The sequence below is a fragment of the Streptomyces spinosus genome (genome assembly GCF_020400655.1).
Classification (GTDB): domain Bacteria; phylum Actinomycetota; class Actinomycetes; order Streptomycetales; family Streptomycetaceae; genus Streptomyces; species Streptomyces argyrophylli.
On record NZ_JAINRC010000004.1, the window covers coordinates 343,448 to 359,762 of the forward strand.

The following is a 16,315-nucleotide window of genomic DNA, read 5'->3' on the forward strand; positions in this document are numbered from 1 at the left end:
CGCGCCCGCCCCGGTGCCCGTGCCCCTCGCCATTCGGGTCATACGGCGCGGCCGGAGGGCCCGCGCCCGCGCCGCCCGGAAAACCGGTCCGCCGCTGTCCGCGCGGCGCCGTACACTGGGCGGAGCGAGAAGCGTGGATGGGGACGAGTAGCGGCGTAGGCAGCCCAGAGCGACCCGGGGACGGTGTGAGCCCGGGGGCGAGCGCGACGTGAAGATCACCCCGGAGCCGCCGGAAGAAAGCCGCAGCCGCAGGGCGGCGGCGAGTAGAACCGGCTTCGCGACCCCAATGAGGGGGCTCACCGGCGCGTACGGCGCGGCGGGGGGCCAAGGAGGGTGGTACCGCGGGAGCGCGCCGCACACGGCGTAGACAGCAAGGAAGGCTCTCGTCCCTCCGACGGAAGGCAGCAAGTCCGTTGGAGGATGCTCGCAGATGACAGCGCCGACGTACCGCCAGGTGCCCGCACAGGTCGACCTGCCCGCTCTAGAGCACGCCGTGCTCGACTTCTGGCGCGAGCAGAAGATCTTCGCCAAGAGCCTGGAGCAGTCCGAGGGCCGCCCGGAGTGGGTGTTCTACGAGGGCCCGCCCACCGCGAACGGCATGCCCGGCGCCCACCACATCGAGGCCCGCGTCTTCAAGGACGTCTTCCCCCGCTTCCGCACCATGCGCGGCTACCACGTGGCCCGCAAGGCGGGCTGGGACTGCCACGGACTGCCCGTCGAGCTGGCCGTCGAGAAGGAGCTGGGCTTCTCCGGCAAGCCGGACATCGAGGCGTACGGCATCGCCGAGTTCAACGCCAAGTGCCGCGAGTCCGTGACCCGGCACACCGACGCGTTCGCCGAGCTGACGACCCGCATGGGCTACTGGGTCGACCTGGACGACGCCTACCGGACCATGGACCCCGACTACGTGCAGTCGGTGTGGTGGTCGCTGAAGCAGATCTTCGACAAGGGGCTCCTCACCCAGGACTACCGGGTCGCCCCCTGGTGCCCGCGCTGCGGCACCGGCCTGTCCGACCACGAGCTGGCGCAGGGGTACGAGACGGTCGTCGACCCGTCGGTGTACGTCCGTTTCCCGCTCACCTCCGGACCGCTCGCCGGCCAGGCCGCGCTCCTGGTGTGGACGACGACCCCCTGGACCCTCGTGTCCAACACGGCGGTCGCCGCGCACCCGGAGGTGACCTACGTGGTCGCCACCGACGGCGAGGAGAAGCTCGTCGTCGCCGAGCCGCTCGTCGCCAAGGCGCTGGGCGAGGGCTGGGAGACCACGGGCCAGACCTTCACCGGTGCCGAGATGGAGCGCTGGACGTACCGGCGCCCGTTCGAGCTGGTGGAGTTCCCGGCCCCGGCGCACTTCGTCGTGAACGCCGAGTACGTCACCACCGACGACGGCACCGGTCTGGTGCACCAGTCCCCGGCCTTCGGTGAGGACGACCTCAAGGTCTGCCGCTCCTACGACCTGCCGGTCGTCAACCCGGTCCGCCCGGACGGCACCTTCGAGGAGGACGTCCCGCTGGTCGGCGGCGTCTTCTTCAAGAAGGCGGACGAGAAGCTCACCGAGGACCTGAACCAGCGCGGTCTGCTCTTCAAGCACCTGCCGTACGAACACAGCTACCCGCACTGCTGGCGCTGCCACACCGCGCTGCTCTACTACGCGCAGCCCTCCTGGTACATCCGCACGACGGCCATCAAGGACCGGCTCATCCAGGAGAACGAGAAGACCAACTGGTTCCCGGAGACGGTCAAGCACGGCCGGTACGGCGACTGGCTGAACAACAACATCGACTGGGCCCTGTCCCGCAACCGCTACTGGGGCACCCCGCTGCCGATCTGGCGCTGCGGGGAGGACCACCTCACCTGCGTCGGCTCCCTCACCGAGCTGAGCGAGCTGACCGGCACCGACCAGTCGGGCCTCGACCCGCACCGCCCGTACATCGACGAGGTCACCTTCGCCTGCCCCCACGAGGGCTGCGGCGCGACGGCCACGCGCGTGCCGGAGGTCATCGACGCCTGGTACGACTCGGGCTCGATGCCGTTCGCGCAGTGGGGCTACCCGTACAAGAACAAGGAGCTGTTCGAGAGCCGGTACCCGGCGCAGTTCATCTCCGAGGCGATCGACCAGACCCGTGGCTGGTTCTACACGCTGATGGCCGTCGGCACGCTCGTCTTCGACAGGTCGTCGTACGAGAACGTCGTCTGCCTGGGCCACATCCTGGCCGAGGACGGCCGCAAGATGTCCAAGCACCTGGGCAACATCCTGCAGCCGATCCCGCTCATGGACCAGCACGGCGCGGACGCGGTGCGCTGGTTCATGGCGGCCGGCGGCTCCCCGTGGGCCGCACGCCGGGTGGGCCACGGCACCATCCAGGAGGTCGTCCGCAAGACGCTGCTGACCTACTGGAACACGGTCGCCTTCCAGGCCCTGTACGCCCGTACGTCGAACTGGGCGCCGTCCGGGGCGGACCCGGCGCCGGCCGAGCGCCCGGTGCTGGACCGCTGGCTGCTGTCCGAGCTGCACGCGCTCACCGACCAGGTGACCCAGGCACTGGAGGCGTACGACACCCAGCGCGCCGGCAAGCTGCTGAGCGCGTTCGTCGACGACCTGTCGAACTGGTACGTCCGCCGTTCCCGCCGCCGCTTCTGGCAGGGCGACAAGGCCGCGCTGCGCACGCTGCACGAGGTGCTGGAGACGGTCACCAAGCTGATGGCGCCGATCACCCCGTTCATCACCGAGCGGGTCTGGCAGGACCTGGTCGTTCCGGTCACCCCGGGCGCGCCGGAGTCCGTGCATCTGGCCGCCTGGCCGGAGGCGGACCTGTCGGCGATCGACCCGGAACTGTCGAAGCAGATGGTCCTGGTCCGCCGGCTGGTCGAGCTGGGCCGCGCCACGCGCGCGGAGTCCGGCGTCAAGACGCGTCAGCCGCTGTCCCGGGCGCTGATCGCGGCGACCGGGTTCGAGGCACTGGACCGGGAACTGCACGCGCAGATCACGGAGGAGCTGAACGTCGAGGCGCTGGCGTCGCTCAGCGAGGTCGGCGGCAGCCTGGTCGACACGACCGCGAAGGCCAACTTCCGGGCGCTCGGCAAGCGGTTCGGCAAGCGGGTGCAGGACGTGGCGAAGGCGATCGCCGCCGCCGACGCCGCCGCGCTGTCCCTCGCCCTGCGTGAGGGCACGGCCTCGGTGGAGCTCGACGGTGAGACGGTCACCCTCGCTCCGGACGAGGTGATCATCACGGAGACCCCGCGCGAGGGCTGGTCGGTGGCCTCCGACTCCGGTGCCACGGTGGCGCTGGACCTGGAGATCACCGAGGAGCTGCGGCAGGCGGGCCTGGCCCGTGACGCGATCCGGCTGATCCAGGAGGCCCGAAAGAACAGCGGCCTCGATGTCGCCGACCGGATCGCGCTGCGCTGGACCTCCACGGACCCGGCCGTGGTGGCGGCCCTCGCCGAGCACGCGGGGCTGATCGCCGACGAGGTGCTGTCGACCGACTTCGGGCAGGGCGAGGCCGACGACAGCTTCGGTGAGCCGTTCACCGACGAGGGGCTGTCCCTCACGTTCCGGCTGCGCAAGGCGTAGGCGCCCAGCGGTTCGCGAAGGGCCCGGCCTCCCTCGGGGAGGCCGGGCCCTTCCGTCGTGGGGCGCCTCGTCACGCAACCCGCGTAAAAAGGGCGGGCCCCCGGGACCGAAGTCCGGGGGGCCCGCCCTATCAGACGCTGCCGACGCCGTTGTCGTACTGGTGCCCGGTGCTCAGTTGTCGTCCTCGTCGATCAGGAACCCACGCATCGGCGAGGGAGCCTGACCCATCGGGGACGGGCCCTGCGGGCGGACCGGGGCCATGGGCTGGGTCATGGCCGGGGTCATCTGCTGCTGACCGCCGTAGGACGGGGCGGACGGCGAGGGGTTGCCACCCATCGTCTGGTTGCCGCCGTAGGCCGGGGCGCTCGCGCCGGCCGGGGCCATGGAGGGCGCCGGGGACGGCGGCAGGGACGCGGTGGCCGGGGTGCGCGGCGGGGCCAGCGAGTCGTCGGCCTGGGTCTCCAGCTGACGCAGCTGCGACTCCAGGTACGACTTCAGGCGCGTGCGGTACTCGCGCTCGAAGCCGCGCAGGTCCTCGACCTTGCGCTCCAGCGTGGCGCGGGCGGACTCCAGGGAGCCCATGGCGACGCGGTGCTTCTCCTGCGCGTCCCGCTCCAGGGCGTCGGCCTTGGCACGGGCGTCACGCTCCAGACCCTCGGCGCGGCTGCGGGCCTCGCCGACGATCTTGTTGGCCTCGGAGCGGGCCTCGGCGATCGCCTGGTCGGCGGTCTGCTGGGCCAGCGAGAGGACACGGGCGGCGCTGTCGCCACCGGGGCCCTGACCGGGGCCGCCCATCGGACCGCCCATGGGGCCACCCATGGGACCGCCCATCGGGCCGCCCATCTGCTGCTGCATGGGCGGCTGACCACCCATCGGGCCCTGACCCATCGGACCCTGGCCCATCGGACCCTGGCCCATCGGACCCTGGCCCATCGGGCCGGGACCCTGCGGGCCGCCCTGACCGCCGGGGCCGGCGGGCAGCTGCGGGGCACCGCTCGGCAGCTGGGGCGGGCCACCCATGGGGCCACCCATCTGCTGCTGCGGCGGGCCCGATATCCCGGCGGGCACGGGAGCGCCGGGACCTCGCATGCCCTGCTGCTGGTGCTGCTGCTGCTGGTCCTGCTCCGGAGGCTTGCGCGCGTTCTGCTGGTTCTGCGCGGCGGCACGGGTGGCCGCGGCCAGCTTGGCGCGCAGGTCCTCGTTCTCGCGCAGCAGACGGGTCAGTTCGGCTTCGACCTCGTCGAGGAAGGCATCGACCTCGTCCTCGTCATAGCCTTCTCGGAGGCGGACGGTCGTGAACTGCTTGTTCCGCACGTCCTCGGGGGTCAACGGCATCTCTTCACCTCAACGTAGTCATCGGCAGTCGGCAAGACCGGATCGTCCCCATCCTCATCTCACGAAGCTCCCCGCGACGGAGATGAGAATGTAGACGATGATCATCAGTACGAAGAAGGACAGGTCGAGCGCCACGCCCCCGAGACGCAGCGGCGGGATGAACCGCCGCAGAAGCTTCAGCGGTGGATCGGTGACAGTGTAGGTGGCCTCCAGTACGACCACCATCGCCTTGCCGGGTTGCCACGAGCGGGCGAACTGGAAGACGTAGTCCATGACCAGCCGGAAGATGAGCACGACGAGGAACACCATCAGCGCGATGTAGATCACCTGCGCGAACACGCTCATGGCCTGCTGTTCCCTCTCCCCTGTTTCCGTGCTCTTCCGTGCTTCGATCCGGCCGTACGTCTCAGCTCTGGTTGAAGAACCCGCCCTCTGCGATGCGGGCCTTGTCCTCCGCCGTGACATCGACGTTAGCAGGAGACAACAGGAACACCTTCTGCGTCACCCGCTCGATGCTGCCGTGAAGACCAAACACCAAACCGGCCGCAAAGTCGACAAGTCGCTTGGCGTCTGTGTCATCCATCTCAGTCAGATTCATGATCACCGGGGTGCCCTCACGGAAGTGTTCCCCGATGGTACGGGCCTCGTTGTAGGTCCGCGGGTGAAGCGTGGTGATCCGGTAAGGCTCTCGTTCCGACACGACCTTGGGCATGATCACCGGCGCGTTCTTCTCCAGGGACTGACGTTCTTGTGTGATGGATGCCACGGGCGCGATCCGCGCCGGGCGTCCGGATTCCGCGGCGAGCGAAGTCGAACGGGCCACCGGTTCGCGGGGCGCGGGCGGTTGCACGATTCGCACCTCTTCGTCCCTTTGGGACTGATGTGCGCCGTGTGACTGGTGCGACGGCTCGTGCCGCCGGTGGTCCCGCTCGGGCTCCGGGTCCAGTTCGGGCTCGAAGTCGTCGTCGGGGTCGAATCCGCGGCCGTCGTACCCATCGTCCTCCACGAGGCCGAGGTAGACCGCCATCTTGCGCATCGCGCCGGCCATGCTCTGAGTCCTCCGCTCTGTGGTGGATCGACTGACGACTGCCAAGTGCCCGCGATCCACGTGGTCGTTGTGCCCGCCTTGCGTGCACTGACCATATTTTCTGCTGTGGTCCGACTTCCTGGCGACGTTACCCGAGCCTGGGGCGGACTCCGAGTACCGCGGTGCCGACGCGCACATGTGTCGCCCCGGCGGCCACGGCCTGTTCGAGGTCCGCGCTCATCCCTGCCGACACCATGGTTGCAGTCGGATGGGCTCGGCGCAGGTCAGTCGACAAAACCACCAGGCGCTCGAACGCCGCCTGTTCGCGTCCCGCGTACTCCCCGGTGAGCGGAGCGACGGTCATCAGCCCGTCGAGCCGCAGCCCGGGCGCCCGGGCGACGAGGTCGGCCAACTCTTCGATTCCTTCCGGGGCCACGCCCCCGCGGTCGCCCCTGCCGCTCGCACCGGCGTCGAACGCGACCTGGATGAGGCATCCCACCTCGCGCTCCGCCCGCACCGCCTCCTTCGACAGCGCGGTGACGAGCCGGGAACGGTCGACGGACTGCACGACATCGGCGTAACCGACCACGGAACGCACCTTGTTGGTCTGCAACTGACCGACGAAGTGCCACTTCAAGGGCAGATCCGCACAGGCGGCGGCCTTGGGGGCCGCGTCCTGGTCACGGTTCTCGGCGACATGGCGCACCCCGAGGTCCGACAGGATCCGCACATCGCTCGCCGGGTAGGTCTTGGTGACCACGATCAGGGTCACCTCCTCCCGCGCGCGCCCGGCCGCCACGCACGCGGCGGTGATGCGCTCCTCCACCTTCGCCAGATTCGCGGCGAGTTCGGTCTTACGGTCCGTCATGCCCCATCAGTCCAGCCAGACATAGCCCGCGAGCCGCCCGGTGGTGCGGTCGCGGCGGTACGAGAAGTGGTCGTCCGACTCCAGCGTGCACACCGGCGCCTGCGCCCGGTCGCACACCCCGAGCCGGTCGAGCTGCGCGTGCACGCCGGCGCTCACATCGAGCGCCGGCGTGCCCCAGCTCGTTTCGGCGTGCGCCGCCGGCTCGACGGCGGCCACCTCGGCGCGCATCGCCTCCGGCACCTCGTAGCACCGGCCGCACACGGACGGACCGGTACGGGCGACGATCCGTCGCGCCTCGGCACCGAGTCCGACCATGGCGCGTACGGCGGCGGGGACGACCCCCTTGACCATGCCGGGCCGGCCGGCGTGGACCGCGGCGACGATCCCGGCTTCGGGGTCGGCCAGCAGCACCGGCACGCAGTCGGCGGTGAGGACGGCGAGGGCGAGTCCGCGCCGGGCGGTGACGATCGCGTCGACCTCCGGCACCGGTCGCTCGCCCCACGGCTCGTCCACCACGGCGACGTCGGCGCCGTGCACCTGGTTCATCCAGACGACCCGGCCGGGGTCCAGGCCGAGCGACCCTGCCGCCAGCTCCCGGTTGCGCCGGACCGCCTCGGGGGCGTCACCGACCGCGCCGCCGAGGTTCAGCTCCTCATACGGAGCGGCGCTCACCCCGCCCCACCGGTCGGTGAAGGCGAAGTGCGCGCCGCTCACGCTCTCGCGCTGTCCTATCACTTGAGGAAGTCCGGGACGTCCAGTTCCTCGGCCGCGCTGTCCGAGTAGGTCCGGGGCGCCGGCGTCACCGGCGGGGCGACCGGGATCTCCGTCACCGGCTCGGGCGCCGGCTCCGGCTCCTCCTTCGGCTTGACGCTGCCCAGCGAGCCGAAGGACGGACGGCTCGGCTCACTCGGCCGGGCCGGGGCGGGCTCCTCGCGGCGGGCGGGGGCCGGTCCGGAGGCCGCGCCGAGGACGTTGTCCCGGCGGGCGGGCGGCTGGCCGCCGTCGAAGCCGGCCGCGATCACGGTGACCCGGACCTCGTCGCCGAGGGCGTCGTCGATGACCGCGCCGAAGATGATGTTGGCCTCGGGGTGGGCGGCCTCGCTGACCAGCTGGGCGGCCTCGTTGATCTCGAACAGGCCGAGGTCGGAGCCGCCGGAGATGGAGAGCAGCACGCCACGGGCGCCGTCGATGGACGCCTCCAGCAGCGGCGAGGAGATCGCCATCTCGGCCGCGGCCACCGCGCGGTCGTCGCCGCGGGCCGAGCCGATGCCCATGAGGGCCGAACCGGCCTCGGACATGACCGACTTGACGTCGGCGAAGTCGAGGTTGATCAGGCCGGGGGTGGTGATGAGGTCGGTGATGCCCTGAACACCGGAGAGCAGGACCTGGTCGGCGGACTTGAAGGCGTCCAGGACCGAGACCTGGCGGTCCGAGATGGACAGCAGCCGGTCGTTCGGGATGACGATGAGGGTGTCGACCTCTTCGCGGAGCTCGGCGATGCCGTCCTCGGCCTGGTTCGCGCGGCGCCGTCCCTCGAAGGTGAACGGGCGGGTGACCACGCCGATGGTGAGGGCGCCGAGCGAGCGCGCGATGTTGGCCACGACGGGCGCGCCGCCGGTGCCGGTGCCGCCGCCTTCGCCGGCCGTCACGAAGACCATGTCGGCCCCCTTGAGGACCTCCTCGATCTCCTCGCGGTGGTCCTCGGCGGCCTTGCGGCCGACGGCCGGGTTGGCTCCGGCGCCGAGTCCGCGGGTGAGTTCGCGGCCGACGTCGAGCTTGACGTCGGCGTCGCTCATCAACAGCGCCTGTGCGTCGGTGTTGATGGCGATGAACTCGACGCCCTTGAGACCGACCTCGATCATCCGGTTGATGGCATTGACACCACCGCCGCCGACACCGATGACCTTGATGACTGCGAGGTAGTTCTGCGGTGCTGCCACGTCGAAGGCCTCTCGCCTCGAATTACGTTGTCGCCGCCGTGCGGTGCCCCGCGCCGGGACGACGGATGCCGAATGGGACGGTCCGTAGCGCCGACCCGAACCCTAACCCTGAAGTTTAGGGTTACCAGTGTGTCTGTTCCCTGGAGTCTTCTGAACAGGACACTAAGTCGACAAGTGGCGCCCGTTCAACGAACACGCCGAACCTCCCGTTTTTCTTTTCACCCTATGTGATCAGCCATAGCGGTGCCCAACCAGGGTGCTGGCCTGCGCTGATGCGCGTCAACTCCCCGATGAGGCAGGGGCGGTGGGCACGCTGACGTCGAAGTGCCGCGCGCCGGGGGATGCTTTCATGAGAGCCGTGAGGGACCGTGCCTTGGCGCGGCCCTGTTCGCCGCTGCCCCACGCGACGGTGCGACCGCCGGCCAGCTCCAGCGTGATGTCGTCGTAGGTGCGCACGTGGACGGTCCGGGCGGTCTTCGCCACCGCGGCCGGCAGGTCCCCCGCGACCCGGACCGCCTCGCGCACCAGCCGGTCGGTGCCGAAGCGCCGGAGGCTGGCGGCGCCGGGGCCCGTCCGGGACGCGGACACATCCAGCAGCGGAACGCCGTCCGGCGCCTGCCCGACCGTGGCGAACCGGACACCGTCGTCGTCGACTTCGACGAAGTCCCCGCCCTTTCGGACGAGCAGGACCGCGGTGCGCTCGGTCACTTTCAGATCGATTCCATGCGGCCAGGAACGAACCACAGCTACGGTGTCAATTCTGGGCAATTTCCGGCGAAGTCGGGCTCCGATGGCATCCACGTCGGCGGAAATCATCGGTTTTCCGACAGGCACGGCCGCCGCCTCACGCACCTCGGCCGGGGTCAGCACGCGCGTGCCCGACACCGAGACGTGCTCGACGCGCAGCCACGAGGAGCCGTACAGCACCCAGGTGCAGCCGCCCCCGAGGAGCACGAGGAGGGCGGCCAGGGCGACGATCAGACGAAGGCGCCGCCGTCCCGGCCCACGGGCGGGCGGCGGGCCGGACGACTCCTGCTGGCGTTCTCCGCGCTCGGCGGTGGAGGGTCCGGCCACGCTGCTCACTGCCCTTTCGTCATACGGTCCTACCGGCGCGAGGCGATCGCCTCGTACACCATGCCGACGAGCAGGTCGTCGGCGTCCCGGCGGCCGAACTCGCTCGCCGCGCGGGACATCTCGTACAGCCGGTGCGGGTCGGCGAGCACGGGCAGCACGTTCTGCTGCACCCACTCGGGCGTCAGCTCCGCGTCGTCGACGAGGAGCCCGCCGCCGGCCTTGACCACCGGCTGGGCGTTGAGCCGCTGCTCGCCGTTTCCGATGGGCAGCGGGACGTACGCGGCCGGGAGTCCGACTGCGGAGAGTTCGGCGACGGTCATCGCGCCCGCGCGGCAGAGCATCATGTCGGCCGCGGCGTACGCGAGGTCCATCCGATCCAGGTAACTTACCGGGATGTAGGGGGGCATTCCCGGCATCTGGTGCACCTGCGGCAGTTCGTTCTTCGGGCCGACCGCGTGCAGGATCTGGATGCCGGCCTGCTGGAGCCACGGGGCGACCGCCTGCGTCACCTCGTTCAGCCGCCGGGCGCCCTGCGAGCCGCCGGAGACGAGCAGCGTGGGCAGGTTGGGGTCGAGGCCGAAGCGGTGGCGGGCCTCGGGCCGGACGGCGGCGCGGTCCAGCGTGGCGATGGAGCGGCGCAGCGGGATGCCGATGTAGCGGGCGTCACGCAGCTTGCTGTCCGGGGTGGAGACGGCGACCCGGGCCGCGTACCGCGAGCCGATCTTGTTGGCCAGACCCGGGCGGGCGTTGGCCTCGTGGATCACGATGGGCACGCCGAGGCGCTTGGCGGCCAGGTAGCCGGGCAGGGCGACGTAGCCGCCGAAGCCGACCACGCAGTCCGCCTTGGTCCGCTCCAGGATCTGCTCGGCGGCCTTGATCGTGCCGCGCAGCCGGCCCGGGACGGTGATCAGCTCGGGGGTGGGCTTGCGCGGCAGGGGCACCGCCGGGATCAGCGCCAGCTCGTAGCCGCGCTCCGGGACGAGCCGGGTCTCCAGGCCGCGCTCCGTGCCCAGGGCCGTGATCCCCACGGTCGGGTCCTGCCTGCGCAGGGCGTCCGCGAGGGCGAGCGCGGGCTCGATGTGGCCGGCGGTCCCTCCACCGGCGAGTACGACATGCACCGAAATTCACCGCTCTCCGGACGAACGCGCCGCCGAGGCACGCCGTCGCATCGTGTTCCATCTCCGAGGAGCCCCGGTCGGCCTTCTGACGGGCCCTGGGTCTCCCGCCCGCTTTCTACCAAAGCGAGGTTGCCGCATCGCAAGCGCCGCCCGCGCAGCGGGCTCGTCGCGCGCGAAGGCGATCAGCAGCCCGATGGCGAACATGGTCGGCAGCAGGGCGGACCCTCCGTAGGAGAACAGCGGGAGGGGGACACCGGCGATCGGCAGCAGACCGAGCACCGCACCGATGTTGATCACCGCCTGGGCGGTGATCCAGGTGGTCACGCCTCCCGCGGCGTACCTCACGAAGGGGTCCTCCGTGCGTCCGGCCACGCGGATACCCGCATAGCCTAGAGCCGCGAACAGGGCGAGCACCGACAGCGTCCCCGCCAGACCCAGTTCCTCACCGGTGACGGCGAAGATGAAGTCGGTGTGGGCTTCCGGGAGTTGGCCCCATTTTTCCACACTCGCGCCGAGTCCGGAGCCGAAGAGTCCGCCCGAGGCCAGGGCGTAGATGCCGTGCACGGCCTGCCAGCAGTCGGCGACCCCGGCCTTGGGCTCGGTGGCGCCGATGCAGGCGAGGCGGGCCATCCGGTTGGGGCTCGTCTTGATGAGCGTCACACCGATCAGGCCGGCGACGGACAGCACGCCCGCGAACAGCCGGGTCGGCGCGCCCGCCAGCCACAGCAGACCGAAGAGGATCGCCGTGAGGATGATCGCGGTGCCCATGTCGCCGCCGAGCATGATCAGACCGAGCAGCAGGAACGCGACCGGGACCAGCGGCACGAGCATGTGCTTCCACTGGGTCAGCAGCCTCCTCTCCTGCTTGCGGGCGATCAGGTCCGCCCCCCACAGCACCAGGGCGAGCTTGCCGAACTCGCTGGGCTGGATCTGGAAGGAGCCGCCGAGGGAGATCCAGTTCTGGTTGCCGTTGACCGCCATCCCTATCCCGGGCACCTGCACCAGGGCCATCAGGAAGACGGCGCCGGCGAGGATCGGGTAGGCGAGCGCCCGGTGCAGCTTCACCGGCATGCGGGAGGCGGCGAACAGCAGTGCGCCGCCGATCAGCGCGGCGAGGAACTGCTTGCGGAAGAAGTACGACCCGGGCAGCGACAGCTGGAGCGCGGTGATCTGGGAGGCCGAGTAGACCATCACCAGGCCCAGCACGGTGATCAGCACACTGCCGCCGACGATCAGGTAGTAGGCGGTCAGCGGCCGGTCCCAGGCCTTGCGCGCGCGTGTGTAGAGCCGTTGTACGGGGTTCTCGCGCGGGGGCCGGAGAACGGCGGAACGCGGGCGCCGGGACGCCCGCTGCACGGGTGGCCGGCCGGTACGGCTACTGGGCATCGGCGCCTCCGCTGAACGTCGACCGTCCCACGCGTCCCTCCCAAGATCCGCCCGGCAGGCGGCCGGGGTCAGGCGCCGAGTTCGCGGACCGCCGCCGCGAACGCGTCGCCGCGCTGGTTGTAGTTGGTGAACATGTCCATGGAAGCGCAGGCCGGCGCCAGCAGCACCGTGTCGCCGGGCCGGGCCAGCCTCCTCGCTTCCGTCACCGCCTGGAGCATCGCCCCAGTGTCGGTCCGTTCGAGGTCGACCACGGGTACTTCCGGCGCGTGTCGCGCGAGGGCGTCCCGGATCAGGGCCCGGTCGGCACCGATCAGGACGGCACCGCGGAGCCGCTTCGCCGACTTGGCGACCAGCTCGTCGAAGGTCGCGCCCTTCGCCAGACCGCCCGCGATCCATACGATCGGTTCATATGACGCCAAAGAGGCTTCCGCGGCGTGCGTGTTGGTCGCCTTGGAGTCGTCCACGTACGCCACCCCGTCGATGTCGGCGACGTGCGAGATGCGGTGGGCGTCCGGGCGGAAGGCCCGCAGACCGTCCCGTACGGCGCTCGCGGGCACCCCGAAGGCGCGCGCGAGGGCGGCGGCGGCGAGGGCGTTGGCGATGTTGTGCGGCGCGGGCGGGTCGACGTCGCGGACCTCGGCCAGCTCCTGCGCGTTCGCGTGCCGGTTCTCGACGAAGGCCCGGTCGACCAGGATGCCGTCCACGACGCCGAGTTGGGAGGGCCCCGGCGTGCCGAGCGTGAACCCGACGGCACGGCAGCCCTCTTCGACGTCGGCCTCGCGCACGAGGTCCTCGGTGGCCTTGTCGGCGACGTTGTAGACGCAGGCGACCTTGTTGCCCTCGTAGACGCGGCCCTTGTCGCGTGCGTACGCCTCCATGGAGCCGTGCCAGTCCAGGTGGTCCGGCGCGAGGTTGAGGACGACCGCGGAGTGCGCCCGCGGGGAGGGCGCCCAGTGGAGCTGGTAGCTGGACAGCTCCACGGCGAGGACGTCGTACCGCTCCTCGCCGAGGACGGCGTCCAGCAGGGAGACGCCGATGTTGCCCACGGCGGCCGTGCGCAGGCCCGCCGCCTTCAGGATGGAGGCGAGCATCTGGACGGTCGTGGTCTTGCCGTTGGTGCCCGTCACGGCCAGCCACGGGGCCGCGTCCGGGCCGCGCAGCCGCCAGGCCAGCTCCACGTCGCCCCAGACCGGCACACCGGCCTTCTCGGCGGCGAGGAACAGGGGCTTGTCCGGCTTCCAGCCGGGCGCGGTGACGATCAGCTCGGTGCCCTCCGGCAGGGTCTCGCCGTCGCCGAGGCGCACGGTCACGCCGAGCGCCTCCAGCTCCGCGGCCTGCTCCCGCGCGCGTGCGTCGTCGCCGTCGTTGACGACCGTGACGATCGCCCCGCGCGCGTGCAGCGCTTTCGCCGCCGGGACGCCGGAGACGCCGAGCCCGGCGACGGTGACGTGCTTGCCCTGGAAGTCGGAAGGCCCAGAAGGCACCGAGGAGGTCACTTGTCCGCTGCCCATCCCGCGTAGAAGAGGCCCAGTCCGACGATCACACAGATGCCCTGGATGATCCAGAATCGGACCACCACCAGGACCTCGGACCAGCCTTTGAGTTCGAAGTGGTGCTGGAGCGGTGCCATCCGGAAGACGCGCTTGCCGGTGAGCCGGAAGGAGCCGACCTGGATGACGACCGACATGGTGATGAGGACGAACAGGCCGCCCATGATGGCCACCAGCAGCTCCGTGCGGGAGAGGATGGCCAGGCCGGTGAGGACACCGCCGAGGGCGAGCGAGCCGGTGTCGCCCATGAAGATCTTCGCCGGCGAGGTGTTCCACCACAGGAAGCCGAGGCAGGCGCCCATCAGCGCGGAGGCGACCACGGCCAGGTCCAGCGGGTCGCGCACCTCGTAGCAGGCGCCGGGGTTGGTCAGGGTGCCCGCGTTGGCGCAGGACTCCTGGAACTGCCAGACGCCGATGAAGGTGTAGGCGCCGAAGACGAGCACGGAGGCGCCGGTGGCCAGACCGTCCAGACCGTCGGTGAGGTTCACACCGTTCGACATCGCGAGGATCATGAACAGCGCCCAGACGACGAACAGCACCGGGCCGATGGACCAGCCGAAGTCGGTGATGAACGACAGCTTGGTGGAGGCCGGGGTGTTGCCGCGGGCGTCGGAGAACTGCAGCGACAGCACGGCGAAGGCGATGCCGACGATCAGCTGGCCGGCCATCTTGGCCTTGGCCCGCAGGCCCAGCGAGCGCCGCTTGACGATCTTGATGTAGTCGTCGAGGAAGCCGACCAGGCCCATGCCGGACATCAGGCCGAGGACCAGCAGCCCGGAGTAGGTGGGCGGGTAACCGGTGATGAGCTTGCTCAGGAAGTACGCGGCGATCGTCGCCAGGATGAAGGCGATACCGCCCATGGTCGGCGTACCGCGCTTGCTGGCGTGCTCGCGCGGGCCGTCGTCACGGATGTACTGGCCGTAGCCCTTGCGGGCGAGGAGCTTGATCAGCAGCGGGGTGCCGACCAGCGTCAGGAAGAGGCCAATGACTCCTGAGAACAGGATCTGCTTCATCATCGGGCGGCAACCTCACCCTCGGCACCGGTCTCGACGAGCGCCTGGGCGACGCTCTCCAGACCCACCGAACGGGACGCCTTCACGAGCACGACGTCCCCCGGGCGCAACTCGCTGCGCAGCAGGTCGATCGCCGCCTGTGCGTCGGACACGTGCACCGACTCCTCACCCCACGAACCCTCGTTATATGCGCCCAATTGCAGCCAGGAGGCCTCAATCCCCCCGACGGCGACGAGCTTGCTGACGTTGAGCCGGACGGCGAGCCGTCCGACGGCGTCGTGCTCGGCGAGCGCCTCGTCCCCCAGCTCGGCCATCTTGCCGAGCACCGCCCACGTGCGGCGCCCCTTGCCCATGGCCGCGAGTGCCCTGAGGGCGGCCCGCATGGACTCGGGGTTGGCGTTGTAGGCGTCGTTGACGATGGTCACGCCGTCCGGGCGCTCGGTGACCTCCATGCGCCAGCGGGAGAGGGAGCCCGCCTCGGAGAGCGCGGTGGCGATCTCTTCCGCGGACATGCCCAGCTCATGGGCGACGGCGGCCGCGGCGAGCGCGTTCGACACGTGGTGCTCACCGTACAGGCGCATCGTCAGATCACTTGCACCGGAGGGTGTGTGAAGCCTGAAGGAGGGCTGTCCGCTGTCCGTGAGTCGTACGTTCTCGGCCCGTACGTCCGCTTCGGCCGACTCTCCGAAAAGGACCACCTTCGCCTTGGTACGGGAGGCCATGGCGCGCACCAGCGGGTCGTCGGCGTTGAGGACCGCGACGCCGCCCTCCTCGGCCGGGGGAAGCGCCTCCACGAGTTCGCCCTTGGCCTGGGCGATCTGCTCACGTCCGCCGAACTCGCCGATGTGGGCGCTGCCGACGTTGAGCACCAGGCCGATCCTCGGCGGGGTGAGGCCGGTGAGGTAGCGGATGTGCCCGATGCCCCGGGCGCCCATCTCCAGTACGAGGAAGCGGGTTTCCTCGGTGGCGGACAGGGCGGTCAGCGGCAGCCCGATCTCGTTGTTGAGCGAGCCCGGCGTGAACACCGTCGGCGCCTTGCGCCGGAGCACCTGGGCGATGAGGTCCTTGGTGCTGGTCTTGCCGGCCGAGCCGGTCAGGGCGACGAGGGTCGCGCCAAGCCGGCGTACGACGTGCCGGGCGAGGGCGCCGAGGGCCGTCTGGACGTCCTCGACGACGATCGCGGGAACGCCGACCGGGCGGGAGGCCAGCACGGCGACCGCGCCGGCCTCGGTCACCGCGCGGGCGTAGTCGTGGCCGTCCACGCGCTCGCCGACGAAGGCGGCGAACAGGCTGCCGGGCACCACCTCGCGGGAGTCCCGGACGACCGGTCCCGTGACCTGTACGGACGGATCCGGTATGTCGTGCGTCTGCCCGCCGACGACTGCTGCGATCTCGGCGAGGGAGAGGGCGATCACAAGTTCTTCCCCTGG

13 protein-coding genes are annotated in these 16,315 nt (G+C 70.7%); 1 reads left to right on the forward strand and 12 read right to left on the reverse strand.

The features are described 5' to 3' along the window. Positions 1-430 precede the first annotated feature (430 nt). Positions 431-3,574 (forward strand): isoleucine--tRNA ligase, encoded by a 3,144-nt coding sequence (gene ileS, locus LG395_RS10805; protein ID WP_225809220.1) that lies wholly within the window; start codon positions 431-433, stop codon positions 3,572-3,574. A gap of 171 nt (positions 3,575-3,745) precedes the next feature. Here ileS and LG395_RS10810 read toward each other — a convergent pair whose 3' ends face one another. From LG395_RS10810 to LG395_RS10865, 12 genes are all read right to left on the reverse strand, one after another. Continuing rightward, complete coding sequence (locus LG395_RS10810; protein WP_225809221.1) at positions 3,746-4,909, reverse strand: DivIVA domain-containing protein; 1,164 nt, start codon at positions 4,907-4,909, stop codon at positions 3,746-3,748. A 54-nt stretch (positions 4,910-4,963) separates the two neighbouring features. Further along, the gene (locus LG395_RS10815) at positions 4,964-5,254 is read right to left on the reverse strand and encodes a YggT family protein (RefSeq protein WP_030347861.1); all 291 of its coding nucleotides are present in this window, start codon (positions 5,252-5,254) and stop codon (positions 4,964-4,966) included. Between the two features lie 61 nt (positions 5,255-5,315). Continuing rightward, the gene (locus LG395_RS10820; RefSeq protein WP_030642042.1) at positions 5,316-5,957 is read right to left on the reverse strand and encodes a cell division protein SepF; all 642 of its coding nucleotides are present in this window, start codon (positions 5,955-5,957) and stop codon (positions 5,316-5,318) included. Between the two features lie 127 nt (positions 5,958-6,084). Then, a complete protein-coding gene (locus tag LG395_RS10825; RefSeq protein WP_171157174.1) occupies positions 6,085-6,804 on the reverse strand; it encodes a YggS family pyridoxal phosphate-dependent enzyme in 720 nt (239 codons plus the stop codon). A gap of 6 nt (positions 6,805-6,810) precedes the next feature. Beyond that, the gene (gene pgeF / locus LG395_RS10830) at positions 6,811-7,539 is read right to left on the reverse strand and encodes a peptidoglycan editing factor PgeF (RefSeq protein ID WP_171157172.1); all 729 of its coding nucleotides are present in this window, start codon (positions 7,537-7,539) and stop codon (positions 6,811-6,813) included. Next, positions 7,536-8,744 carry a cell division protein FtsZ gene (gene ftsZ / locus LG395_RS10835; RefSeq protein WP_225809222.1) on the reverse strand — a complete coding sequence of 403 codons (1,209 nt, stop codon included), beginning with the start codon at positions 8,742-8,744 and terminating at the stop codon, positions 7,536-7,538. Before ftsZ ends, pgeF begins: the two co-directional genes overlap by 4 nt. Positions 8,745-9,023: 279 nt before the next feature. After that, complete coding sequence (locus LG395_RS10840) at positions 9,024-9,818, reverse strand: cell division protein FtsQ/DivIB (protein WP_225809268.1); 795 nt, start codon at positions 9,816-9,818, stop codon at positions 9,024-9,026. Between the two features lie 29 nt (positions 9,819-9,847). Further along, positions 9,848-10,936: an undecaprenyldiphospho-muramoylpentapeptide beta-N-acetylglucosaminyltransferase gene (murG, locus tag LG395_RS10845; RefSeq protein WP_171157169.1), complete on the reverse strand. Its 1,089-nt coding sequence runs from the start codon at positions 10,934-10,936 to the stop codon at positions 9,848-9,850. Positions 10,937-10,942: 6 nt separating this feature from the next. After that, complete coding sequence (gene ftsW, locus LG395_RS10850; protein WP_171157167.1) at positions 10,943-12,322, reverse strand: putative lipid II flippase FtsW; 1,380 nt, start codon at positions 12,320-12,322, stop codon at positions 10,943-10,945. Between the two features lie 68 nt (positions 12,323-12,390). Next, positions 12,391-13,833 carry a UDP-N-acetylmuramoyl-L-alanine--D-glutamate ligase gene (murD, locus tag LG395_RS10855; protein ID WP_225809223.1) on the reverse strand — a complete coding sequence of 481 codons (1,443 nt, stop codon included), beginning with the start codon at positions 13,831-13,833 and terminating at the stop codon, positions 12,391-12,393. After that, on the reverse strand, positions 13,815-14,885 hold the full coding sequence (mraY, locus tag LG395_RS10860; RefSeq protein ID WP_171160082.1) for a phospho-N-acetylmuramoyl-pentapeptide-transferase: 1,071 nt from the start codon (positions 14,883-14,885) through the stop codon (positions 13,815-13,817). Before mraY ends, murD begins: the two co-directional genes overlap by 19 nt. After that, positions 14,885-16,300, reverse strand: a complete 1,416-nt coding sequence (locus LG395_RS10865; protein ID WP_171157163.1) for a UDP-N-acetylmuramoyl-tripeptide--D-alanyl-D-alanine ligase — start codon at positions 16,298-16,300, stop codon at positions 14,885-14,887. Before LG395_RS10865 ends, mraY begins: the two co-directional genes overlap by 1 nt. Positions 16,301-16,315: the final 15 nt, after the last annotated feature.